The sequence below is a fragment of the Chitinophaga jiangningensis genome, assembly GCF_900142605.1.
Classification (GTDB): Bacteria; Bacteroidota; Bacteroidia; order Chitinophagales; family Chitinophagaceae; genus Chitinophaga; species Chitinophaga jiangningensis.
In genome coordinates this window covers 552,244-576,211 of the sequence record NZ_FRBL01000007.1, presented here as the reverse complement: position 1 = coordinate 576,211, position 23,968 = coordinate 552,244, and the positions used below count along the sequence as shown (strand labels likewise).

Below are 23,968 nucleotides of genomic sequence, written 5' to 3'. Positions count from 1 at the left end.
TTAAATGCGTAAAAGAGAAGGTTTTTTTATGAGCGATCACATGGACTATATTATCGGTTCAGATATCGGGACCAGCAGTACTAAATCGATTTCGCTGGGAATTGATGGTTTGGTGAAATGTAGTTTTCAGCAGGCATATTCCACCACTCATCCGCAGCCTGGATTTAGTGAGCAAAACCCTGCGATTATATTGCGGGCGGTGAAGGATGGTATCCGTCAAATTGTGCAGCAGCAAGGATATGCGCCGGCGGGCATTTGCTTCAGCAGTGCAATGCACAGCCTGATGCCGCTGGACGGCGCCGGAAACCCGCTTACCCCTCTGATCATCTGGGCGGATAACCGCAGCCAGCATTACGCTGAAACGCTGCGTGCATCTGCTTTAGGAGAGGAGATATACCATCGTACCGGTACGCCGGTGCATGCGATGTCGCCCTTGAGTAAGCTCATCTGGCTACGGGAGGAAGCGCCGGAGATTTTCGGGAAGGCCGCTATCTTCCTGGGGATAAAGGAATATGTGATACGCGAGCTGTTTGGGCAAAACCTGATAGATCATAGCATAGCTTCTGCTACGGGGCTTTTCGACATACGTACTTACCAATGGAACGCCACGGCCCTGGCTACAGCCGGCATCGGGGAGGAGCAGCTGCCGGTGCCGGTGCCTGCCAACTATATCATCCGCGGATTGAAGCCTGCGGTGGCGGAGGAGCTGGGGATTCCGGCGGATACACCTTTTGTAATAGGAGGCAGCGATGGTTGCCTGGCGCAGCTGGGCAGTGATGCGCTGGATGCTGGCCATGCTACACTCACCATCGGTACCAGTGGCGCCGTGCGGATGGCTATTCCGGAAGTGGCCACGGACCAGCAGCAGCGCCTATTCACCTATTTGCTTACCGATCAGGTGTACGTGAGCGGAGGGGCGAGCAATAATGGTGGGGTATTGCTGCAATGGCTGGTGAAGGACTTCCTGCGGGGGACTATTCCATTGGAGGAGTTGCTGCCGGCGGCACTGGCATTGCCTCCGGACGCGCTGATTTGTTTACCTTATTTATTGGGAGAAAGGGCGCCCATCTGGGACAGCGGGGCCTCGGCCTCCTTTATCGGTATCAGGCCGCACCATGGAGCGGAACACTTTACCCGCGCGGTGATGGAGGGCATTAGCTATGCCTTGTTAAGTATTACCAAGGCATTGGAGGAAACGGCGGGGCCTATACGAAAAATATCCGTGAGCGGAGGGTTTACCCAGTCCCATGGCTGGATTCAGCTGATGGCGGATATTTTTGGTAAGGAGATGACATTGGATAACCGCCCGGATGCCTCGGCCCTGGGAGCGATTAAACTGGCGGCAGCCACACTGGGCATACCGTTGGCGAATGGGGGAGAAGGTGAGCAACAGGTGTTTGTGCCGGATGGCACTCATGCGAATCACTATCAACAGCAATATGAACGGTTTACATCTTTATATCAACTACTTCGGGTATAGATGCAAAACCTTCGGTTTTGCTGGTAGTTCTGCGCTGCGTGCGGCTGGCAGCAGTCAGTTGCCTGGCTGGCAGCGCTCAATGCACATAACCATAATGTCAGTGTCCAGCCTTGGCAATTAGGCTAGGCTGCCGGGGCTGCCAGTACTCCAATGCACATGGCTATACTGTCACTATCCGCATTAGCCATTAGGCTGGCCGCCGGCGCGCAGCGCCTGCCCCTCCCCAATGACACCGAAGGTGTCATTGGCAACCACACAAAAGAAAATCGGCTGACTAAATCGAATTTAGTCAGCCGATTTTTATGTTATAAGTAGATATTACTGATTTCTTTCAAACATCCGCGCCAGGTCGGTCAGTTTAAATGAGATAAACGTAAACTTGCCGCCAGGGGCCACATTCGGCATGGTGCAGGCAAATAACTCATCGATGATATTCTGCATTTCGCGGGCGGAGAGCACTTTTCCGGCAGGGATGGCGTTGTTACGTGCCATGGAGCGGATGAGGTGTTCACGCCTGTTTACTTTGAGCTCGTGGGAGAAGTGTTTAAACTGTTCCAGGAGGCCTTCGATGGTAGCCTGGTCGTTGCCTGTCTGGATATCCGCGGGGGTACCGCGCACAACGAAGGTGTGGTTGCCGAAGGGTTCCAGGTCGTAGCCCAGTGCCTGCAGTTCCGGTAACATTTCCGTTACGATGGCTGCATCTGCCGGTGGCAGTTGCAGGGTTTGGGGGAACAGGCTTTGCTGGGTGGCCACAGGAGCTTCCTGCAGGGCGCGCTGATAGCGCTCATAGAGGATACGTTCGTGGGCGGCGTGCTGATCGATCAGGATAAAGCCTGATTTGATCTGCGACAGCACATATTGCTGATGTACCTGTACGGGTACTTTCAGGTCTTTGGATGTCTCCTGCCAGCGCTCATCGATGGCGGAAGCGGTAGCCGCGGGCTGCGCGCTCTCGTAGGTAACGGCGGTGCGGGTTTCCGGCTCCGGATCTTCGGAGTAGGCGGTGGTGTAGGATTCATTTTCGGCAGCAGGCTGGTACAGGTCTTTCCAGTTTTTCAGGTTACTGTTGCTGCGGTCGATCACGTGGGCCTGGTGGGCCTGGCTAAACGACTTGTACAACGGGCTGTGGGTCGACTCTGTGCGTTGCTGTTCCGTAAATGGTTTGCTAACTGCGTCGAGGGCCTGGATGCTTGGGTCCAGGTCAAAATCGAGCGTAGGAGTAACGCTAAATTGTGCCAGGGCGTGCTTTACGGCAGCCTGTACAAAGGCGTACATTACTTTCTCATCATCGAACTTAATTTCCTGTTTGGTAGGGTGGACGTTGATATCCACGTGTTCAGGATTCACGTCGATGAAGAGGACATACAGCGGGTAGCTGTCTGCCGGGATAATATCTGCAAAAGCGTTCATTACTGCATGGTGCAGGTAATGGCTTTTAATAAACCGGTTATTAACGAAGAAGAACTGGTCGCCGCGGGTTTTCTTGGCGGTTTCAGGTTTTCCAACAAATCCGTACACGTTCATATAATCGGTACTTTCCTTCACGTTTACCACGCGGGCGTTGTAGTGCTGGCCCAGGATAGCGATGATGCGCTGTTTGAGCGAGCCCTTGTCGAGATGGAAAAGTTGCTGATTATTGCTGGTGAGGGTGAATTGCAGCTGAGGAAATGCCATGGCTACGCGGATGAATTCATCCACGATATGGCGCATTTCCGCGGCATTGGATTTCAGGAAGTTACGGCGTGCAGGCACGTTGAAGAAGAGATTCTTCATGGCGATGGAGGTACCTTCTGCTGTCTGGCATGGCTCCTGAACTCTAACTACGCTGTTATCTATCTCTATGTAAGAGCCGATATCGGTTCCTCTTTTCCTGGTTTTTAGTTCTACCTGGGCTACTGCGGCGATGGAGGCGAGTGCTTCCCCGCGGAAACCCATGGTACGGATGGAAAAAAGGTCTTCTATGGTCTGTATCTTAGAAGTTGCGTGACGTTCAAAGCACATCCTGGCATCGGTTTCACTCATACCGCCACCGTTATCGATTACCTGTACTAACTCCTTCCCAGCATCTTTTATGATAAGATGGATTTCTGTTGCGCCTGCGTCCACTGCATTTTCCAGCAACTCTTTCACCGCTGATGCCGGTCTTTGAATCACTTCTCCTGCAGCTATCTGATTCGCTATATTGTCTGGTAATAAATTGATGATGTCCGCCACTTACTAGCCTTTTGCCGCTAAGTTAACAATTTATAGCCTATTGCTCACACGTGATTATCAGTGTATTTGAAAGATTTAGGCCGGAATTTTGTTAAATATCCCCCTGATTTGGGTATTTAAACAATCCATAAACCTCATTCATACGTACTTTTATACATGAAAATTTAATATTGAGAATATAGTTTTTACAATTTCATAGCAACTTTAGTGTTAATCAGTCGTTAATCAAATATCTAAACAGCTAAACTCAGTAACGACGAAAATCAGAATTTCATGCAAGACGGAAAAAAGAAGTCAGATGTCTATTCCCGGACTGACACGGGGAAAGTTAACCTGACAGATGACGAATGGAAACAAGTATTACCCGACGAAGTTTATCACATTGCCCGCGAAAAAGGAACCGAATGGGCATTTACCGGAAAGTACTGGAACAGCAAAGAAGAAGGAACCTATTATTGCGCAGCATGCGGAAATCCATTATTTATATCGGATGCAAAATTTGAAAGCAGTTGTGGCTGGCCGAGCTTTTTTCAACCGGTAAACAAAAACAGTGTCATTTATGCGCCGGACAATACGCACGGCATGCATCGTACAGAGGTTTTATGTGGCAGATGCAGGTCGCACCTCGGACATGTTTTTGATGACGGGCCACCGCCAACAGGCCTGAGATATTGTATCAACTCCGTAATACTTGACTTCGAAAAGGCCCTGGAAGCCGACAAAAAATTCCGCCAACAAAATCCTGACGAGCAATAAAATGGCTGAAAACAGGGAGTTATTACTAGCCAAAAAAGCTGTATTTTTATAGTAATCAACCCCTTACAGTTATGAAAGCTTTAAAGGTGATCGCCTGGATTATTGGAACTTTAATCTTTTTATTCCTTGTACTGGTCTTCATTGCACCCACCAAACTGCACGTGGAAGCCACTTCAGAAATAAATGCCCCTGCCGGCATTGTATGGAATAACATCATCAAGTTCGAACGCTTCAACGAATGGAGCACCTGGCGACAAATGGATTCTACCACTACCTACACCATCATTGGCGAAGATGGTACCGTTGGAGCTGTTTATTCCTGGAAAGGTCAAAAGATCGGTGAAGGAAAACTCCAGCATCTCTCCCTCGAACCTTATAAAACGGTTCAACAAAAAATAACCTTTATAAAACCATTTCAATCCGAAGCGGATGTTTTTTATAACCTCTCCGAAGCCAATGGGAAAACCAGGGTGGTATGGGGCTTTGATGCGCGCTATAATCGCCCGCAAAACCTCATGACCTGGCTGATGAAAGGTGCCATCCAGTCGGATTTTGAAAAGGGATTGCTGAACCTGAAGAGTATATCCGAGTCCGATAAACGCGGCCCGGGCGCTCCCAACGGGGTAAACGAAACGGTAAAGGAGATGAATTATCCCGCCACAACGTTTGCCATTATACGTAAAACGATACCTCAAAAAGATATCGCGAAGTTCTACAGCAATAACCTCCACCAGATTTACCAGGCCGCTACGGCTGCAAAACTGCAGCCTGGCGTGCCTAGTGGCTTATATTTTACGTGGGATACTGTAAAACACCAGACAGATATGGCCGCAGCAGTCCCTGTCCCCGAAGGCAGTACGCTTAAGGGAAATGGTATCAACATCATAAAACTCCCTGCTGCCAAGGCTTTTTATGTGGATTATTATGGTCCGTACGATAAGATAGTTAATGCTCACGCAGCCCTGATGGACTTTGCGGATGATAAGGGTAAAAAAATAATTCCGCCAATGATAGAAATGTATGTAACAGATCCCGGCACTGAAAAGGACAGTAGCAAATGGCTCACAAAAGTCATTTACTTTATGCAGTAGATAAAAGAAGACGAAATGTTGGCCTGGATGGAAAAAATTGGAAAAACGGCAGACCTATTTCTCACACAGTGAGGCGTAGGTTTGTGGCTCAAACTCAATGATCTCATAAAGCGCCAGCTGGAATTTCTCTAAAGGATCTTCCTTCATGATCTCTTCCACTTCCTTTCGGCTGGATGCCTTACATAATATCAGGGAGCCGGACTTAGGCTTGCGGCGACCAGACAGGATAAATTGACCTGTTTCAAAATACTTTTGCAGGAACGCAGTATGCGCTTCCATAAAGTGCTCGACAGCCGCCACCGGACGGATGTACTGTAGTAGGATCAGGAACATGGTTTTTCTATGGTTTTAGTGATCAGTTTCATAGTAGTAACAAAGGTATTAACTATATCGGTTAAGAAATTATTGTAAGCGAATGGGAAAAATAAGACATATATGCTACAAAAATATACGTACTTTTGGCACCATGAAATACCACGATAGTGGGAATGTGGTCCAATTGTCCCAAAGATTTGTGCAGCCCGAACTATGTGTCCAGATTCCCCTTACCACCTATTTCAATCCTGTGCATATTTTATCTAATATATTTTAATCATTTATGAAAAGGACAATCTCCAAATTGTTGTTAACCGCTGGCGTAGCCGCGGTCATGTTGTCTGCCTGTTCTAAAGTACCTGAAGAGAGCAAATACATCCCCAAAGAAGCCGGACTGGTATTTGAACTGAATGCCAAACAATTGAGCGAAAAGCTGGTGACCAATGGCTTCACAATGGACAAACTGATGGCCGCCGCTCAATCCGGTGATTCCGCAAAAGATGCTAAATCATGGGAAGATGCTAAGAACTCAGGTATCGATCTGACCTCTAACTTCTTCGTTTCTTTTGTTTTCAGAGGACAAGTAAACGAAAACAAATCCTATATCGAAGCGACCGCATCCTTAAAAGATGTGACCAAATTCGAGAACTTCCTGAAAACCAACCTTTCAGGATATGAAGTAAAAACTGGTAAGGACTTCAAATATACCTGGGATAAGAAAAGTTCTGCTTTAATTACCTGGAACGATAAAACGGTGCTGTACCTGATGCACCTGCCTACCAGCAAACTCAACGGACTGCCAGGCGCAGTAGGTGAGCCGGCGGAAGATGCAACTGAAGCAGACGTAGAAGCTTACCCTGCTGATACTGCGGCACCTGCAGAAGCGGTTGCTACCCCAGTTGCCAACGTAACTGCTGAACTGCCTGATGAAGCCGCCATCCTGATCACCGAAGCAGATCACCTCTATCACCTGAAAGAGGCTGAAACCGCAGGTTCCCTGGAGCCTTTCAAAAAATTACTGAAAGAAAACGCTGACATCAGCCTCTTCTTCAACTCTGAAGCAACCTACAACAGTGGCATGCTCACCATGCTGCCTGCTAACTTCAAGAAACTGATGGAAGGTTCCTACACCACCGCCACCGCCAACTTCGAAAAAGGTAAAGTGGTAATGAACACCAACAGCTACGCCGGCAAGCAAATGATGGAAATCTTCAAGAAATATGGCAAACGTGAAATCGATATGGACATGCTGGAAAAATATCCAGGTGAAAATATCACCGGTTTCATCGCCTATGCCTTCGATTTCCACATGATCGGCGAAATCGTTAAATCCGTTGGTATGGACGGTATGGTTAACATGATGCTGTCCCAGAAATCCGGCCTCACCATGGACGACCTGCTGAACGCTTTTGACGGCCAGCTGGTATACGTTTCCTCCGACTTCAAAATGGAGCGCGTACCTAACCCTTACTTCGAAGGCGATACCCTGGATAAAGCAAAGTCTAACTGGATCTTCAATATGAAAGTGGCTAACAAGGAAGCATTCAATAAAGTAATGACTTCCCCAATGCTGGCTAACCTCTTCACTAAAGAAGGTGATAAATATGTATTGGCTTCTCCTGAAATGGCAGCATCCATGCCAGCCATGTCACTGACCGAAAAATCCATCACCCTCGGTTCCGACTCCGTTCTGCTGAGTCAGTACCTGGGCGGTAAAGGCAAAATCAAACTGCCTGAAGCCGTGAACGGTAAAGTAAAAGGCAGCATGCTGTATGGCTATCTCGACTTCGAAAAGCTCGCCAGCGCCGTGCCTATGGAAAGCGTAGGTGAAGATGAAAAAGCAGTGGTCACTAAAGCGAAAGACCTGCTGAAAGACCTCACCATCTCCGCAAAACCAATCAGCGGTGATGTACAGAGCGGCGAAGTAGTGCTGAACTTCAGAGACCAAAACAGAAACAGCCTGGTACAACTGGTGGAAGTAGCTACAGAAGCTGCTAAAGTGGCTAAAGCAAAAGAAGAGAAAAGAAAAAGAGAGCAAGCCGCTGAAGACAGCCTGTACAACCTGGTACCAGTAGATTCTGCTGCTATCCAATAATAAATGTGCCGCGCACAACGCGGAATCCACATAAGCAAGCCCTCCGGGTTTTGCGCTAAAATGCTGACAGGGGCCGGATGAAAAGCAATAATTCGCTTTTTGCCCGGCCCCTGCTATTACTCCCAACCCACGCTGGGGAAAGCAGCCCCAAAATACTATCTTAGCCTCATGCAAATTCAGCTCGATCAACTCCTGCCTGTTCCCCTGAAGGATAAGATCCTCCAACGGAAATCAGGTATCTGGAATGAAAACATCGTTTTTAATCCGGGCAGCTTTGTGAAAATCAAAGCCCCGTCTGGTACTGGCAAAACTACGCTGGTGCATTATCTGTATAATATCAGGAACGACTATACGGGAAAAGTGCTGGTAAACGGAAAGCCGTGGAGCGACTACGGTCGCAACGAAATTGCACTCCTGCGCCAGCAGCAGCTCAGCGTTATATTCCAGGATCTGCGGCTGTTTGAACAGCTGACAGCCCTTGAAAATATTGAACTGAAGCGGGTCATGATCCCACAGCCCTACTGCACGCCCGAACGGGTACAGGAAATGGCTGCCAGGCTGAATGTAACACATGTGCTCCACCAAAGCAGTAAAACACTGTCCTACGGCGAGCGGCAGCGCATTGCCATCATAAGAGCCCTCGTACAGCCCTTTGAATGGCTGCTGATGGACGAACCCTTCAGCCACCTCGATGAAGAAAACACCCGCCGGGCCGCCGCGCTCATCGCTGAAGAATGCAGCGCGCGTAAAGCAGGATTTATATTAACCGACCTGGACGATGATCAGCACTTTGCCTATAATGTGCTGTACCAGCTTTAATCTGATGTATACATGCATGCTTTTTTTGCCCTTCTGAAGAAAATAATAAGAACCGGGATCGGTAAAGGCAGGTTCATCATGGCCTCATTGGGACTGGGCATCGCTATGGTGCTGATCCTCATTGCATTACAGGCTAATTCTGATTTCAACCAGCTGCTCTACAGTGATAAGAATCAGAACGAAACCGCCGACTTCCTCGTTATTAATAAAAAAGTTACCAACAGCATGATGGGGCAGCCGCAAAAAATGGTGCTATCCCAGGAAGAAATAGATAATATCCGCCGTCAGCCTTTCGTACAGGCGTCCGGGTTAATCACTTCCAGTAAATTTAAGGTGGTAGCGCAGGCCCCGGGGGAACTGCATTTTGCTACGGATATGTTCTTCGAATCAGTTCCGGACAGCTTTATAGACGTAAAAGAGGACGACTGGAAATGGGAGCCTGGCAACCGTGTCATTCCCATCATCCTGCCCAACGACTTCCTCAACCTCTATAACTTTGGTTTTTCCCTGAGCCAGGATCTGCCACAGATTTCACAGGAAACCGTGAAAGCCCTGCCGCTGCAGATCGTCATCTCTAACGGCCTGATCTCCGAAACCTATACCGGGCATATCGTTGGGTTCTCCGATCGCATTTCTTCCTTCCTGGTACCGGCGTCGTTTATGGACTGGGCCAACGAAAAATACGGCGTAGCCGGCACCGCCACCACCGCCAGCAGAATTGTGATCAAAACCGCAGACCCATCCAACCCGGCATTGGTGAAGTTCCTTAACGATAATGGCTACACGACCAACCAGGATAAACTGAAATTCAGCAAAACCAGGGTGATTGTACAAACAATTGTATCCGTTATCGGTTTCTTTGGATTAGTGCTGTTGTTCTTTGCCCTGCTGGTATTCAGCATGTTTATCCAGCTGATCATCGCTTCCTGCAAAAAGGAAATACAGCTGCTGGTTACACTGGGTACGGCTCCCAAACAGTTACAGCGTTACCTGCTGAAGCAGTTTATCCCGCTGTATATTGTTATCGGAGTGGTATCGCTGCTCATAGTGGTGGTACTGCAATACCAGGCCCATGTGGTGCTGGCTAAGCACGATATGGCCGTGAGTCCGCTGCCCGCTGCCTGGACCTTTGCCGGAGCGGCAGTAGTCATCTCCCTGGTATATATAGTAAACCTGGTAACAGTGCGCAAATACATATTACAGGATCAGTAATTAATCCGATTTTAAATATTCCAACGATGAAAGCAAACGACAAGAAATTTGTACACGTAGTAAATTTCTACCTGAAGCCAGGACTGAGCGCAGAAGAGGTAAGAAAGTTTGAAGTGGGCGTTAGTTCTCTGGGGACAATTGATGAGATCCAGGTGTTTAATGTGGGAAGTCCCGCATCCACCGACCGTCCGGTAATTGACAAGAGCTACAGCTACTGCCTGCTCTGTGTTTTTAACAATCAGGAAGACCATGATATCTACCAATCACATCCTATTCACCTGAATTTTATTGATAATTGCAAGCACCTGTGGGAAAAGGTGGTGATATATGATTCCGAAACAATTTAGTTTTTCCGGGAGTGGGCACCTTCAGCGTCCACTCCCGTAGTTCCCGTCCTCCGCAGGAGGTTATCTGTTAAAAAGAAGCTTCACGTAAAACATAGGTTTCCCCAGCTTTTTCCGCAGGTCCACCTCATGAAACATGCAGGACATCAACTCTTGCAGCTGTTTATTTCTTGACCCCATTTTCATGAGCCAGTTAAACAGCCACGGATATTTGATCAGTTTTTGCAGCTTCGTACTAACCTGCAATTCAGGACCCAGGATGCGGTATACATCTTCATCATAGGCATCCAGGAATTTATCAGAGAAATCGTTGGCAGCTATGGCAGCAGCAGCTTTCTGGGCGGCAATACGGCCTGAATAGAGTGCGTTACCGATACCCTCGCCAGTAAAAGGATCAATGAGATAACCCGCATCGCCTACCAGCATATAACGTTCCCCATGGAGCTTCCGCTTTTTACTGCCCAGCGGCAGGCCATAACCATCGATAGAGCCTACCAGCTCGGCGTTGGCAAACCTTTCTTTCATTACCGGGTCGGCGGCCAGGGTATCCACCATTAATTTTTTGAGATTGATCTTGTTATTGCGGGCATTGTTGCTGAGCATACCCACGCCCACATTGGCTTCGCCGTTTGGCAGCGGGAATATCCAGAGGTAGCCCGGCAGCATTTCCTTGAGGAAGTGCAGTTCAATAAAGTTATCCTTGTGCAGGCCTGTAATGCCTTTATAATAGGCGCGGATACCGGCCACATAATGTTCCGGTTCCATTTTAATACCGGCTACATCTTTGGTAAAGGAGGAGTGGGCGCCGTTGGCCACTATTACCAGCTGTGTTTTAACCTGGAAAGTGCCGCTGTTATTGGAAAGCAGGTAGCCATCACTTAACAGTTCGTATTTGTCGATGCTGGTACCTTCGTACAGCGTGATTTCCGGGCGTCTTTTCATTTCATCTACCAGGAAATTATCGAAGTCAATGCGCTTGCACACAAATCCTCTGGGGTTCGACATATCCTCCTGGTAATTAGGTGCGTAGGGGATGTCCATACCAATGCGGTTGGGTGCCACAAATTTCACGCCCCAGCTGTCCATTTTAAAAACGGCCTGCTGAAGACGTTTACCCATATCTTTATCAATACGTTCGAGTATGGTGAGCACCTTACCACTGAGTCCATCGCCACAAACCTTATCCCTTGGGAACACGGCTTTATCCACCACGATAGAAGGAATGCCCATCTGAGCCAGCTGTAGGGCTGCACAAGCGCCACCGGGGCCGGCTCCAATAATACAAACTTTTGTTTCCATTTTTACTGATAGTATAACCAGCTGGTAAGATACGGAATACTGTAATAGCTTATCTTTACAACCCTAAAAATTAGTAAGATATGTTCGATTTATTTGGTAAGCTGTCACAGATCCAGCAAAAAATGAAAGAAGGTAAAGAGCGCCTGGCTAATGTAACCCTGGAAGGGGAAGCTGGCAATGGTGCGGTGAAAGTTGCTGTGGATGGTAACCGTCAGGTGAAAAGCATCGACGTAGCTGCTGAACTGCTGGTACCGGAAAGAAAGGAAGAACTGGAAGACCTGATGATATCTGCCCTCAACAAAGCCCTGAAAGCTGCTGAAAACAGCTGGGAAGCAGAAATGAAAAATGCTGCCGGCGGTATGCTGGGTGGCTTACTGTAAGAGATAGCATGACATTTTTAAAGGGATGTGCTCGTTTAGGGTACATCCCTTTCTTTTTCCTTATTGCGTAAGTAGTTTTTCCTTTTCGCTATACGGAGGCTGTTGGAATGCATTTTCTTTGTATTACACGAATACACAACCCTACAGAATTTGTAAATACTTTTCTGAAATGATATACTACCGGGGAATTAGTTTCCCTGGTTTTATTTTTTAGGGAGATGTAAAGCCCGCATGGCATTGCGTTTCCAGGTTTCTTCTCCATTTTTTCCCTGGCATGGAACGGGATTTGGCACTACCCCCAAAAACAATCCGTATGCATGTACATCCTAAACCACCTGCACCAGGTTCCAAAACAGTATATGTAGTAATAGCAGTAGTGCTGATCGCACTTGCTGCCATTGGCCAGTTATTAATTACTTACTGGCACAGATAAACTTTAACAACCATGATAAACCAATACGAAGTGCCGGCTTATGCGAGTCATAATGGACCGGCACTTACTTCAGCCGTTCCGGAAGCAGAAGAGGAGGTCGTCGTCCGTCGTGCCACCGCCATGGACCTTGCATTTGCTTTACCCATATGTGCCGAAATGGAATCCTCGGCAAAGGCCCGTGGTACGGGAATTTCCCGCCGCGACCCTGCCGATATCAAGCGTAAGATGCTGGAAGGCCACGCCGTCATCGCTTTCACCAAATCAGGAGTATGGGCCGGTTTTTCGTATATCCAAACCTGGGAGAACGCACGCTTCGTATCCAACAGTGGATTAATTGTAGCACCGGCATTCAGGCGACTGAAAGTAGCCAGCGCCATTAAACAGCAAATATTTGAATTAAGCCGGAAGTTATATCCGCAAGCAAAAATATTCAGCATCACCACCGGGCTGGCAGTGATGAAGCTCAATAGCCGCTTGGGTTTTGAGCCTGTAACCTATACCGAAATAACACAAGACCCTCAATTCTGGACAGCTTGTAAAAGTTGTGCAAACTATCCTGTGCTGGCGTCACAAGGGCATAAAAGGTGCTTATGCACCGCCATGCTTTTCACGCCGGGAGAAACATCAATACCCTGCTATACATAAGGTTCGCAGCCTGGAAGTACTATGACAGCGGTGGTGCATTTGCACTACCGCTTATTCTTTTACCTCACATTCCAGAAAGGTACCTGAATAACGGGATACGCTGAGCCGCAGCACACTGGAGGTTTCTATGCGCATAAAAATATCAGGAGTAACATCTACCTTACTAATGCCAAACTCATTATCATCCACTACAAGATAGTGAGAGGTAACGCCCAGTTGTTGCGAACTTTTCTTGTCCACCACTTTGGCGGTGAACTGCACCTTATGCCGCTTTTGAAGATCTTTGCGCAAACCTTTGATGGTGTATAACCAAAAGTAGGCAAAGCATGCAAGAAAACTCAACGTTATTGCGGAGAAAAAGTAAGTGGGGGAATTCCGGTTTCCCTTCAAAATTACAAAGCCAAATCCAAATGCCGTAAATAGCAGGAAATACTTTGCCAGGGTGACGATAGCATCGTATTTGGAGGCCAGATTACATTTTACAATATAGGCATCATCGTTTGTAAAGGGTTGATAATGTAATTGGTTCATATAGGTTGCGTTTTTCGTGAGTGGATAGTTTTATCAAGCTATTAAAGAAATAGATGCAGCACCTGAAATTTTCCATAAGCGGAAATTTAATTTTTGCATGGCAGACTTCACTATATTTAACATTCAAAATCCTGTTTTATGCGCCATATACCATTGATAGCATTGGTAGCCCTGTTAGCAGCCTGTGATGGCAAATCAGCAAAAGAAAAAAAGCTGGCGGCTGATTTCCACTTCACCGAAAATGCCCTGTATAATGAAGACTCCGTGAAGCTGGCCTCAAAAGTGCTCGACGATAACAAAACTGCTGCAGAAAAGAAATTCCTGGAAGCAGTGGATGTATACCGCAATAAAAAACAATACCTCGAAGGAGTTGGCCTGTTTAAAGCGTCCATCCTCCTGCAACCACAGGCAAAAACTTACTATGAATTAGGCAACGCCCTGCTGGATGCAGAAAAGAACCAGGAAGCCATTGACGCCTACAGCATGGCGGAAGCCCTGAACTACAAACCATTGCATAAACTGCTGTATAATAAAGCCTGCGCCTATTCTAAAAGTGACAGCGCCGACCAAAGCCTCGAACATTTGGTGGCGGCCATCGAGTTTGGCTATACCAACATGGATAACATCATGAAAGACCCTGACCTGGCAAATGTGCGTAAGAGTTATTACAGCTTCAACGGAAGGATACATGATGCATTTAGCGGTATTGGTGATGCCGATAAGCTGCAATGGAATATGTTTCTGCGCGATTTCAAACCAATGGAATTACCTGTTACGTTTGACAAAACTTTCATCACCAACAAAGAGTTAACTGATATTCCATACGACTATGAGCGGTATGTTTCTGAAATGAGAAATGCCAAGTTTGAAAGGGAAACCGGATCGCTGTACTACTACGTAGGATTGATCAGAAAAGACACTTCCTTTAAAACCCTCTGCTATGCAGTGGATGAAAAGGCACTGGAAGATTATAAATGGCCTTACTACCTGTTAGTGAGCTATGATAATAAGGGAAAGCTGATCGATAAGTTGTTCGTAGGTGGCCAAAAGCTGGATGAAGATCCGTACCGGGTAGGAGAGGTGAATGGTAACGGTGAAATCACCGTAACTGATTTTCAGATTACCTATGAAAAACCAGTGTCAGAAACCAGGTTTGATGAGAACAAAGAAGTGGAATCAAAAGAGCTGAAGAAGGAGTTTTATACCATTGCGGCAGATGGTCATTTTGTGAAGAAGTCCAATGAGCCTTTAGCGTTGCGCTAAACGGCGCTTGTTGCTATATTGAATATAAATTTCGGCCAGGAGGATATTGATCGTCCAACTGAGCCAGGATACCATTACATATGCAGTGCGCGGATGCAGCTGCATATGTAATGTCCCCATCAGATATACATAGAAACGTAGGGTGAGTGCGGATAGTGTGAGGGCATAGCTGCGTAACATCCACCGCTGATGATCTTCCCAACGGCGTTGTAATGCCCGTTTCCATCCCATAACGGTAACGCCTATCCATAATATTGAAAGTATTACAAAACTTGTTTTAGCTGCGGGGCCGCCGTTGGCATAAAAAGCCATTACCAGCCCGGATGGGCCGCTGATAAAGAGGACCACTACTGCGTAGCTTTTGCCTAAACTACGGTGCAGCCTTGGATAGCGGTGAAGCAGGTAGCTGCTGAACTGTAACAAACCTGTAATTAATACGATACTGCTTACAAATACATGTATATAGAAGCTAATCCTCCAGGGCTTTACATGCCAGGCCATTTGCTTGGTGCGCAGGAAATCCGTATAACGCTCGAACGTAGTATAGGGCAGGCTCAATTTTATCATGAGCCAGGTGCCGTATGCAATCAGTAGCACACCAATAAGCGTCAGTAATTTCCTGGTCGTAAACATTAGCCCGCCAATAAAACAGTGAATACCAGGCTGTCAGTTTTCAAGGACTTACCTTCAATGGATTCCGGATTTTCCTGCGGAGCTGTGAAATTGAACAGGGTGGTTTTATCGGGCCAGGAAGCATTGGGTATCCAGTTGATCAGCACTTTAGTGGAATCGTTTTTATCGTACGACCAGCTGCCACGAACAGATATAGCCTGATCGGAGTAAGTGCTGTCATTGATTTTGGTGTAAAGCAGCATGGCCACGGAGCCATCGGCTCCTACCTGTAATTCACTGTTGGAATCCATGTTGGTATAATAACCGGCAACGGTGGATGCATCGTATGAGCTGCCCTCTTCATTATTAATCAGTTTCAGCTTGAACGTTTTAGGAGTGGTGGCTTTGGGATCATTAGGTGTCCATTTGCCGCTACCAGTTTTATCCTCCGCATTCAGGGTGATTTCAAACTTCCCATCATACTGGTTATCACCGGGTTCGTTGAGGGTGAGCTGCCACTGGTCGCCGTTTTTCACCATTTCACCTTTGAGGTTGCGGCGTAGGGATTTGTGGATATTGTAGCCGGCCACCTGGTGACCATTGGCGTAATTGATGGTAATGTAAATAGGGGAGCCGCCAAAGTCGCCGGAGTATATTCCTTTTATGCTGGTGGCATCGGCCGGCTGGCTGCTGGAATCAGCTGCTGTGGTGGTGACAGCCGTTTTATCACCGGTAAATTTACATGCCTGTAGCAGCAGAAAGGCACTTATAAAAGCGAGTGTAAAAATTTTCATGGGGGAGAATCAATTTAAGTAAATATACAAGTCCGCCTTATTTAAAAGGCACATCGATGATCAGCAGTTTATTGATATTTTCCGAGCTATGTTGCAGCATCCCGGAGATTTTAAGATAGTACCGGGATATGGCCACTTTACAGGGGGCCTGTGGAAAGCTGCTGATAGCAGCAATTTTGCTGTAGATATCCTTTCCAAGATGCTTAAAAACGTATTGCTGAAGTTCCAGTGGTGAGGTGACCGGGAACTGTCTTTTTTGTTCGTGCGTATATTTTTTACATATGAAGAAGTTATCTGCCTCGGGTATCAGTGTTTCCCAGTCCGATTTAAAGTGTCGCCAGTTCCTGAGTACATGGATCGGGTTTCCATCAATGATGGCACTGGTTTCGTACCGTTGGGATACACTGATTTTAGCATTACCGGGGGAGGTAAAGGTGAGCATCTGCCCTTCAAGGGTATGTGGATGCTTCAGGGTGAGGTAGATCGTATCCGGGTGGAGCTCAAAGTCGTTATGGTCCGGCGTGGGCTGGAGCCAGTCGAGCGACAGATAGGAGCTGCCAAAGCGTATATACGTGGTACTGTCGGTGTTGGCCACCGATACCTCATTTGAAGCGACCCTGGTAGCCTGGCTGGCTGGCGGAGCTACCAGTTCCATGGTGTCGATCTGCACCGCTCTCTCCTGTTTGGGAGGGGCGGATGAATGGCAGGCGCAGCATGCTGGCAATAGGGCTGCCATTAGGTAGTAAGTTTTCATGATACGGGGGAATATTAAACCATTACATGTTTAGTTTTAATATCCTCGTTTGACTGCGACAGTTTTACTCTGCATCGGCCTCGTCTTCTTCTTCCTCTTGCACCCGGGTATCAGGGATTCGGTTGGCATCGGCGGAAAGAGCGTTCCAGAGGATGTCTTTCAGTTCTGTCAGTCCCTGGTTGGTAACTGATGAAATGAATACATGCGGTACGTCTTCAGGCAGCTCGGCAGATATAGCGGCTTTCAGTTCATCATCCAGCATATCGCTTTTACTGATGGCCAGCAGAAACTGTTTGTCGAGCAATTCAGGATTATATTGTTCCAGTTCGTTGACGAGCACCTCAAATTCTTTGCGGTGGTCGGCACTATCGGCAGGAATGAGGAATAATAATACGGAGTTTCTTTCGATATGGCGCAGGAACCGGTGTCCGAGTCCTTTCCCTTCGTGGGCACCTTCGATGATCCCTGGCAGGTCGGCGATACAGAAGGATCTGTTATCGCGGTATTCTACCATGCCCAATTGTGGCGTGAGGGTGGTGAAGGCATAGTCGGCCACTTTAGGTTTAGCGGCGGTAATAGTAGAAAGGAGGGTGGATTTTCCGGCGTTCGGGAATCCTACCAGCCCAACATCGGCCAGCACCTTGAGTTCTACGATTTTCCAGCCTTCCATGCCCGGCATACCTGGTTGGGCATATTCAGGTGTTTGGTTGGTAGCGGACTTAAAGTAGGCGTTTCCGCGGCCACCCTGGCCACCAGGCATCCAGATGATTTCCTGGCCGTCGTGGAGGATTTCGGCTTCTACTTCGCCGGTTTCCTCATCGCGGGTTTGGGTGCCCAAAGGAACCTCAATGATAATATCCTTACCGAAACGTCCGGTGCAGTTATCGCCGCTGCCGTTTTCCCCGTTCTCTGCCAGCAGCATTTTATGCCAGCGGAGGTGGAGCAACGTCCAGAGCTGAGAGTTACCACGGAGGATAATATGCCCTCCACGGCCACCGTCGCCACCGTCAGGACCGGCTTGTGCATTGAATTTAGTACGCATGAAATGCATACTGCCGGCACCGCCTTTACCAGACTTACAAAATACACGGATATAATCTACGAAGTTCGCTTTTTCCACTTTTGACCTTGATTTTAAACGACTGTATCCCCTGATACAACCACAAAATAAAACGCAAAGATCGTGAAGTTTACGTAAATAGCACAGGATCATGTGCTAAATCACGCATACCAACAATCTTTGCGTTGTATATCAGTTCCCGAAAGCTCCTGGTGCAGGGGCTTACGAGCTAACTTTCTCCCCCAGGAGTTCGTCTATTTCTTTTGACAGCAGGTCGAAGATTTCTTCTACGCTACCATCTCCTTTAATCTTTTTAAACTTGCCAAATTTAGCGTAGTGGTCAGCTACAGGGGCAGTTTTGTTGTGGTATTCCACGATACGGGCTTTTACCACTTCTTCATTGGCATCATCGCTGCGGCCGGAGGTTAAACCTCTGTTCAGCAAGCGTTTGATCAGCTCTTCTTCCGGCACTTCCAGAGAAAGTACTACAGAAATAGCTGTTTTTTTCAATGCGAGCAGTTTATCCAAAGCCTCTGCCTGTGCAGTAGTACGTGGGAAACCATCAAAAATGAATCCACGTGCTTCCGGATTGGCATCCAGTTTAGAACTGATCATACCGATTACTACTTCGTCTGGTACCAGTAAACCCTGGTCCATGAATTTCTGAGCTTCCAGGCCCAGCGGAGTTTTATTACCTATTTCACTGCGGAGCAAATCACCGGTTGACAGGTGAAGCAATCCGTATTTATCAATAATCTTAGCACTTTGTGTACCCTTGCCGCTGCCGGGAGGGCCAAATAAAATGAGATTGACCATGTTTATTAAAAATCTTACTTACTAAAAATCGCAAGGTTGCAAATATAACAAACAATTGAATGCTTTGGTAATTAAAAATACGATTGATTAAAAAATCTAAAAATTTTTTGAAAAATACTAAATGCAATTCAATTATCTAGTGGAATCAGTAAAATATCTTCAATGGCATTACATCTAATTTAGTAATAAACTTCTAATCTGACAAAGTCATATAATTAATATTAATAATTAGTTGATTGCCACTGGTTTTAGTGCGCCAGAATTTGTAAGTTTATGATATGATGAAACAATTACTGGTTGCTGGACTTACAGGCTTGATGTTGACCGGAAGTGCGATTCCTGTACCGCCTTCGGTATTGACAAAAAAGAAAGACAAAAAAACGGTTGCACAAAGCACTACCACTATTCGTAAACAAGACCCGGCAAGCGCCTGGGTCGACAGTGTGTTCAACTCACTCACCCCCGACGAAAGGATTGCCCAGCTGATCATGATACGTGCCCACTCCAACCTGGGGCAGGATCATATCAACGCCGTGGTAAAAGATATTCAGGATAATAAAGTAGGCGGCGTCATCTTCTTCCAGGGAGGGCCTGTCAGAGAAGCCAACCTCACGAACTATTACCAGTCCATTTCCAAAGTGCCACTACTCGTGGCAATTGATGGAGAGTGGGGGCTCGGTATGCGGCTCGACAGTGTCATCTCCCTACCCAGAAATATGATGGTAGGCGCTATACAGGATACTACGCTGGCGTATGAATATGGTAAACTGCTCGCGGAACAATGTAAGCGAATCGGTATCCATATTGATTTTGCTCCGGATATGGATGTGAATAATAACCCGAACAACCCGGTTATTAACGACCGTTCCTTTGGAGAAAATAAATACCAGGTAGCCCGCATGGGTGTAGCCATGATCAAGGGTATGCAGGATAACGGCGTAATGGCCAGTGCCAAACACTTCCCCGGCCATGGTGATACAAACGTCGATTCCCACCTGGACCTCCCGTCTATCAATAAAACCCGTAAGCAGCTGGACTCCCTGGAACTTTATCCATTCAGGGCCGCTATAGCAGCGGGTGTTGGGTCTGTAATGATCGGGCATCTCTATATTCCCGCCATCGATCCTAAAGCAAATACACCTACTTCTATTTCTTATAAAGCCGTTACCAAGCTGCTTCGGGAAGAGCTGGGCTTCGAAGGGCTCACCATCACGGACGCGCTGGAAATGAAAGGTATCGGGAAGTTTTATTCCAAAGGCCAGGAGTCCCTGCAGTCTTTACTGGCAGGTAACGACCTGATGATCCTTCCTTCCACTGCAAAAGGTAGCGTGGATGCCATCCGCAAGGCCATCAAAAAAGGCCAGATCAGCCAGGAAGAGGTAAACAGCCGCGTAAAACGGGTTCTCCGCGCTAAATATAATCTCGGTCTTAACAAACCGCAGTTCATTGACACCAGAAACATCACAGAAGATATCAATGCTAAAACTGATTCCCTGCGCCGAAAAATCGCTGAGAAAGCCATTACCCTGCTGGGCAATGACGATAAGTTGATTCCTTTCTCACCGGCAATGACCCAGCAAAAGCTCGCTGTGGTAGCCGTTGGTGCAGATGCCAGCAACGCTTTCATCGAAGCGGTGAAAGCGGCTAAACCCGGAACGGATGCATTTGTATTCACCAGCAAACAAACGGTAGAACAGATTGCGCCGATCGTTTCTAAAATCCAGCGTGATTATAAAGCAGTGATCATCAGTCTGCATAACTTCAGTCGCCGCCCGGCCGGCAACTTCGGCCTCACCATGGCGGAGCGCCTGATTATCCGGCAGTTGCAACAGGAATTACCTTCAGCTACCGTCGTTTTCGGTAATCCATATGCCTTGCAGTATTTCTGCGAAGCGCCGCACCTGATTGCTGCCTATGAAGATGATTCCACCACCCAGAAAGTGGCTGCAGATATCTTATTCGGCAAGCTGGCACCGGAAGGTAAGCTGCCGGTAACTGTATGCCCGTCGTTCCCGGCAGGTTCAGGCGTTACCTATAAACTTAACGAATACACGTGTTTACCTGAATCCACACCTGAAAAGGAAGGACTCAATCCCCAGGCACTACTGCGCATCGATAACCTGGCCAGTGATATGATCAGCAGAGGCGCTGCACCTGGCTGTGAAGTGCTGGCACTTAAAAATGGTAAAGTGGTATTTAACCGCTGCTATGGCCATTTTGAATACAACAGTAAAGAACCGGTCACACCTAAATCGATATACGATGTGGCTTCTGTTACGAAAGTTTGTGCCACCACTCTTTCAGTAATGAAGTTGTATGATGAAGGTAAAATTAACCTGGACGCCACTTTAGGCACCTATCTCCCTTTTACACAGGGATCGGATAAGGCTGGCCTGAAAATCAGGGATGTGCTGCTGCACCAGGCTGGGCTGGTAGCATATATCCCTTTTTATAAGGAAGTGATCAATGCAGCTGGGGAGCCGGATACTACGATATTTCATTCCAGCGCCGGACCCGGCTACACCACCAGGGTAGCGGAAAACCTTTACCTCATGGATGCCTACAAGGATACGCTGTGGAAAAAAATACTGGATAGTAAGCTGAACACCCGCCAGGGTTATGTTTACAGCGATCTGGATTTTATTTTTTTGGGAAAAATAGTGGAGGAAATTTCGGGTAAGCCTCTCAACCAGTATGTACAGGATACGTTTTATGGTCCGTTAGGATTGGAAACAACCGGGTTTCTGCCGAGAAACAGGTTTCCCTTGTCACAGATAGCGCCTACAGAACGGGAATCTATTTACCGGATGCAGTTGCTGCGCGGCGATGTACACGACCCCACCGCAGCTATGTTTGGAGAAGTAGCCGGCCATGCGGGACTATTTTCAGATGCACATGACCTGGCAGTATTGATGCAGATGCTGCTCAACAGAGGCACGTTTAATAACAAACAATACCTGCGGCCTGAAACCGTAGAACTGTTTACCAGTTACGGCAGTACTATCAGCCGCAGGGGACTGGGCTTTGATAAAACCGAAAAAAATAATGCCAGCCGCCACGAAGGATATCCTTCCAGGCTCGCCACCGGCGCTACTTTTGGCCATACCGGCTTTACCGGTACCTGCGTTTGGGCAGATCCATCTACCGGGTTGGTATTTGTATTTCTGAGTAACCGCGTGTATCCTAACGGTGGCGCCAATACGAAAATATCTGCGCTCAACACCAGGGGCAAAATGATGGATGTTTTTTATGAAGCAATGATGTAATTAATCTGACTGATCATAAAAAATAAAGGACGCTACATAATGTGGCGTCCTTTTGTTTTTGCCGCTGTACAGCATGTTATTCTACAGAGGCATTTCGGTTAACAACGGTGGATGTGTGGATTTCCACAAATTTTTCCATTATCTTATTCTTTCCACTTCTGATTTCGAAGGAGTAGTCTCCATCTTCCAGTGATTCAAGGTTGTAGCTGCCTACATACCTTACAGTTGCAGGTAAAACTTCGCGGTGAAGCGTAAAATTATTTTTGTCTTTGATATATAAGATGAGCTTTTCGTTTTCCGGATTTTCTACTGAAAGTCTGAATAACAGCGCATCTTTTGACTGTTGATTGAGCTGCATGTTAACGGCTGTTGTTGCTCGCGGCGAGCCGTTTTCAGTGCGGTACTCGGATTTTAATTTGTTGAAAGCGAGCACGTTATCTTGTGCTGCTGCATTGAGGGTACCAAACAAAATAGCTCCTGTCAGTATCACGCTCACTTTGGGTGCTAAAACAAATTTCATGACATTAATTTTTTAATGTTTGTGCTTTAATTGGGCAGTATTAGCTAATACAATGGTGCCGTTTAATTTTCTGACGCAAAGATCAGACGGCTGAGTTAAGCCAACATTACGCCTTTGTTAAAATAATGTGAGAAAATTGGAGGTAATGTTGATTTCTGTCCTAATTTCGCAACGTTTATGGAAGCAGTACAAATAAAGAAGAATCGCCCGGTGGCCATATGGTTATATATAGGCGTGGGCATGCTGATAGTGCAGGTACTTTTGGGAGGAATTACCCGTCTGACAGGTTCAGGATTGTCTATCACCGAATGGCAGCCTTTGTTGGGTGCTTTCCCGCCGATGAATGAGGAAGCGTGGCAGCGTGCATTTGACGGCTATAAGCAAATTGCTCAATACAAACTGGTGAATAGTCACTTCACTTTAGCTGACTTTAAGCAGATCTACTTCTGGGAATGGTTTCACCGTGACTGGGCCCGCCTCATGGGGGTGGTTTTCCTGATTCCTTTCATCGTTTTCATTGCAAAAAAGAAGATTGATCAATCTATGATCAATCCGATGCTGATACTATTTTTACTTGGTGGCCTGCAAGGTGCTATTGGCTGGATCATGGTGGTGAGCGGGCTGAATAATGAAGATATCCGCGTAAGCCATATCAGGCTGGCTATTCACTTTATTTCCGCGCTGGTGTTGCTGTGTTATGTATTCTGGTTTGCGATGCGCCTTAGCGTAAGGCAGCAGCAGATCCTGCATGTACCGGAATTACGGAAGCTCAATGGCTGGCTGTTGGGAATCCTTGTATTACAACTGATCTATGGTGCATTTATGGCTGGTATGCATGCGGCTTTAAATGCCAGCACCTGGCCGGATATCAACGGGGCGTGGGTGCCAACCGGTATGTTTAGCAGCGGTAACATCTTCCATGATATTATTCACAATCCTATTGCTGTTCAGTTTATCCACAGAGGTCTGGCCTACCTGATTACTGTGCTGGTTGTGATCTGGTGGATGAAATCAGCGCATGTACCTGCACATACACAGTTACACGCCATCAGATATCTGCCTTTATTACTGGTATTACTGCAGGTATTGCTCGGTGTGCTTACCCTGTTGAATAGTCAGACGTACATACCTATCACTTACGCGATACTCCACCAGGGTGTGGGTATGCTACTGCTGCTCTCGCTCGTATGGACCTACTTCCTGAGCAGAGGCAAGGCATAATTACGGGTATAAATACGGTTTCATAGTTGCAAATCCGTATTTTTATTT

General features: G+C 47.1%; 22 protein-coding genes. 12 read left to right on the top strand and 10 right to left on the bottom strand.

Features of this window, described 5'->3' with window-relative positions; all coding sequences use genetic code 11:
- Positions 1–4 precede the first annotated feature (4 nt).
- The gene (locus BUB18_RS20655; RefSeq protein ID WP_083550374.1) at positions 5–1,480 is read left to right on the top strand and encodes a gluconokinase; all 1,476 of its coding nucleotides are present in this window, start codon (positions 5–7) and stop codon (positions 1,478–1,480) included.
- A 318-nt stretch (positions 1,481–1,798) separates the two neighbouring features.
- On the opposite strand, the gene mutL is transcribed toward BUB18_RS20655, so the two are convergent.
- Positions 1,799–3,694: a DNA mismatch repair endonuclease MutL gene (gene mutL / locus BUB18_RS20650; RefSeq protein ID WP_073084673.1), complete on the bottom strand. Its 1,896-nt coding sequence runs from the start codon at positions 3,692–3,694 to the stop codon at positions 1,799–1,801.
- Positions 3,695–3,967: 273 nt separating this feature from the next.
- Here mutL and msrB point away from each other — a divergent pair, with 273 nt between their 5' ends.
- Together msrB and BUB18_RS20640 are read left to right on the top strand one after the other, a co-directional pair.
- On the top strand, positions 3,968–4,450 hold the full coding sequence (gene msrB, locus BUB18_RS20645) for a peptide-methionine (R)-S-oxide reductase MsrB (RefSeq protein WP_073084671.1): 483 nt from the start codon (positions 3,968–3,970) through the stop codon (positions 4,448–4,450).
- Between the two features lie 71 nt (positions 4,451–4,521).
- On the top strand, positions 4,522–5,541 hold the full coding sequence (locus BUB18_RS20640; RefSeq protein WP_073084668.1) for an SRPBCC family protein: 1,020 nt from the start codon (positions 4,522–4,524) through the stop codon (positions 5,539–5,541).
- 54 nt (positions 5,542–5,595) lie between these two features.
- Here the strand turns inward: BUB18_RS20640 and BUB18_RS20635 are convergent, their stop codons facing one another.
- The gene (locus BUB18_RS20635) at positions 5,596–5,874 is read right to left on the bottom strand and encodes a YciI family protein (protein ID WP_073084667.1); all 279 of its coding nucleotides are present in this window, start codon (positions 5,872–5,874) and stop codon (positions 5,596–5,598) included.
- 265 nt (positions 5,875–6,139) lie between these two features.
- Here BUB18_RS20635 and BUB18_RS20630 point away from each other — a divergent pair, with 265 nt between their 5' ends.
- The 4 genes from BUB18_RS20630 to BUB18_RS20615 all read left to right on the top strand — a co-directional run bounded on the left by BUB18_RS20630 (position 6,140) and on the right by BUB18_RS20615 (position 10,329).
- Positions 6,140–7,951 carry a hypothetical protein gene (locus BUB18_RS20630; protein WP_143160019.1) on the top strand — a complete coding sequence of 604 codons (1,812 nt, stop codon included), beginning with the start codon at positions 6,140–6,142 and terminating at the stop codon, positions 7,949–7,951.
- A 168-nt stretch (positions 7,952–8,119) separates the two neighbouring features.
- Positions 8,120–8,770, top strand: a complete 651-nt coding sequence (locus BUB18_RS20625; protein WP_073084663.1) for an ATP-binding cassette domain-containing protein — start codon at positions 8,120–8,122, stop codon at positions 8,768–8,770.
- A 12-nt stretch (positions 8,771–8,782) separates the two neighbouring features.
- Positions 8,783–9,982: an FtsX-like permease family protein gene (locus BUB18_RS20620; protein WP_073084661.1), complete on the top strand. Its 1,200-nt coding sequence runs from the start codon at positions 8,783–8,785 to the stop codon at positions 9,980–9,982.
- 26 nt (positions 9,983–10,008) lie between these two features.
- Positions 10,009–10,329 carry a Dabb family protein gene (locus BUB18_RS20615; RefSeq protein ID WP_073084659.1) on the top strand — a complete coding sequence of 107 codons (321 nt, stop codon included), beginning with the start codon at positions 10,009–10,011 and terminating at the stop codon, positions 10,327–10,329.
- Between the two features lie 60 nt (positions 10,330–10,389).
- Here the strand turns inward: BUB18_RS20615 and BUB18_RS20610 are convergent, their stop codons facing one another.
- Positions 10,390–11,625 carry an NAD(P)/FAD-dependent oxidoreductase gene (locus BUB18_RS20610; RefSeq protein ID WP_073084658.1) on the bottom strand — a complete coding sequence of 412 codons (1,236 nt, stop codon included), beginning with the start codon at positions 11,623–11,625 and terminating at the stop codon, positions 10,390–10,392.
- 80 nt (positions 11,626–11,705) lie between these two features.
- Between BUB18_RS20610 and BUB18_RS20605 the strand changes: the two genes are divergently transcribed.
- Together BUB18_RS20605 and BUB18_RS20600 are read left to right on the top strand one after the other, a co-directional pair.
- A complete protein-coding gene (locus tag BUB18_RS20605) occupies positions 11,706–12,005 on the top strand; it encodes a YbaB/EbfC family nucleoid-associated protein (protein ID WP_073084656.1) in 300 nt (99 codons plus the stop codon).
- 445 nt (positions 12,006–12,450) lie between these two features.
- The gene (locus BUB18_RS20600; RefSeq protein ID WP_245805709.1) at positions 12,451–13,083 is read left to right on the top strand and encodes an N-acetyltransferase; all 633 of its coding nucleotides are present in this window, start codon (positions 12,451–12,453) and stop codon (positions 13,081–13,083) included.
- Between the two features lie 51 nt (positions 13,084–13,134).
- Here the strand turns inward: BUB18_RS20600 and BUB18_RS20595 are convergent, their stop codons facing one another.
- Complete coding sequence (locus BUB18_RS20595; protein ID WP_073084654.1) at positions 13,135–13,614, bottom strand: hypothetical protein; 480 nt, start codon at positions 13,612–13,614, stop codon at positions 13,135–13,137.
- Between the two features lie 138 nt (positions 13,615–13,752).
- On the opposite strand from BUB18_RS20595, the gene BUB18_RS20590 reads away from it, so the two are divergent.
- The gene (locus BUB18_RS20590) at positions 13,753–14,877 is read left to right on the top strand and encodes a tetratricopeptide repeat protein (RefSeq protein ID WP_073084653.1); all 1,125 of its coding nucleotides are present in this window, start codon (positions 13,753–13,755) and stop codon (positions 14,875–14,877) included.
- Here BUB18_RS20590 and BUB18_RS20585 read toward each other — a convergent pair.
- The 5 genes from BUB18_RS20585 to BUB18_RS20565 all read right to left on the bottom strand — a co-directional run bounded on the left by BUB18_RS20585 (position 14,863) and on the right by BUB18_RS20565 (position 18,913).
- Positions 14,863–15,510, bottom strand: coding sequence for a DUF2306 domain-containing protein (locus BUB18_RS20585; RefSeq protein WP_073084651.1), 648 nt, complete (start codon positions 15,508–15,510; stop codon positions 14,863–14,865). The two genes, BUB18_RS20590 and BUB18_RS20585, sit on opposite strands and share 15 nt — an antisense overlap.
- The gene (locus BUB18_RS20580) at positions 15,510–16,283 is read right to left on the bottom strand and encodes a hypothetical protein (protein ID WP_073084649.1); all 774 of its coding nucleotides are present in this window, start codon (positions 16,281–16,283) and stop codon (positions 15,510–15,512) included. The genes BUB18_RS20585 and BUB18_RS20580 overlap by 1 nt, the downstream gene beginning before the upstream one ends.
- Positions 16,284–16,320: 37 nt before the next feature.
- Entirely contained in the window at positions 16,321–17,037 is a 717-nt protein-coding gene (locus tag BUB18_RS20575) for a hypothetical protein (RefSeq protein ID WP_073084648.1), read from the bottom strand.
- Between the two features lie 64 nt (positions 17,038–17,101).
- Positions 17,102–18,157, bottom strand: coding sequence for a GTPase ObgE (gene obgE / locus BUB18_RS20570; protein ID WP_073084646.1), 1,056 nt, complete (start codon positions 18,155–18,157; stop codon positions 17,102–17,104).
- A 162-nt stretch (positions 18,158–18,319) separates the two neighbouring features.
- Positions 18,320–18,913 carry an adenylate kinase gene (locus BUB18_RS20565; protein ID WP_073084644.1) on the bottom strand — a complete coding sequence of 198 codons (594 nt, stop codon included), beginning with the start codon at positions 18,911–18,913 and terminating at the stop codon, positions 18,320–18,322.
- Positions 18,914–19,191: 278 nt separating this feature from the next.
- Here BUB18_RS20565 and BUB18_RS20560 point away from each other — a divergent pair, with 278 nt between their 5' ends.
- Entirely contained in the window at positions 19,192–22,179 is a 2,988-nt protein-coding gene (locus tag BUB18_RS20560; protein WP_073084642.1) for a serine hydrolase domain-containing protein, read from the top strand.
- Between the two features lie 76 nt (positions 22,180–22,255).
- Here the strand turns inward: BUB18_RS20560 and BUB18_RS20555 are convergent, their stop codons facing one another.
- Positions 22,256–22,699, bottom strand: coding sequence for a hypothetical protein (locus tag BUB18_RS20555; RefSeq protein ID WP_073084641.1), 444 nt, complete (start codon positions 22,697–22,699; stop codon positions 22,256–22,258).
- A gap of 177 nt (positions 22,700–22,876) precedes the next feature.
- Here BUB18_RS20555 and BUB18_RS20550 point away from each other — a divergent pair, with 177 nt between their 5' ends.
- Positions 22,877–23,920, top strand: coding sequence for a COX15/CtaA family protein (locus BUB18_RS20550; protein ID WP_073084639.1), 1,044 nt, complete (start codon positions 22,877–22,879; stop codon positions 23,918–23,920).
- The last annotated feature ends 48 nt before the right edge of the window (positions 23,921–23,968 follow it).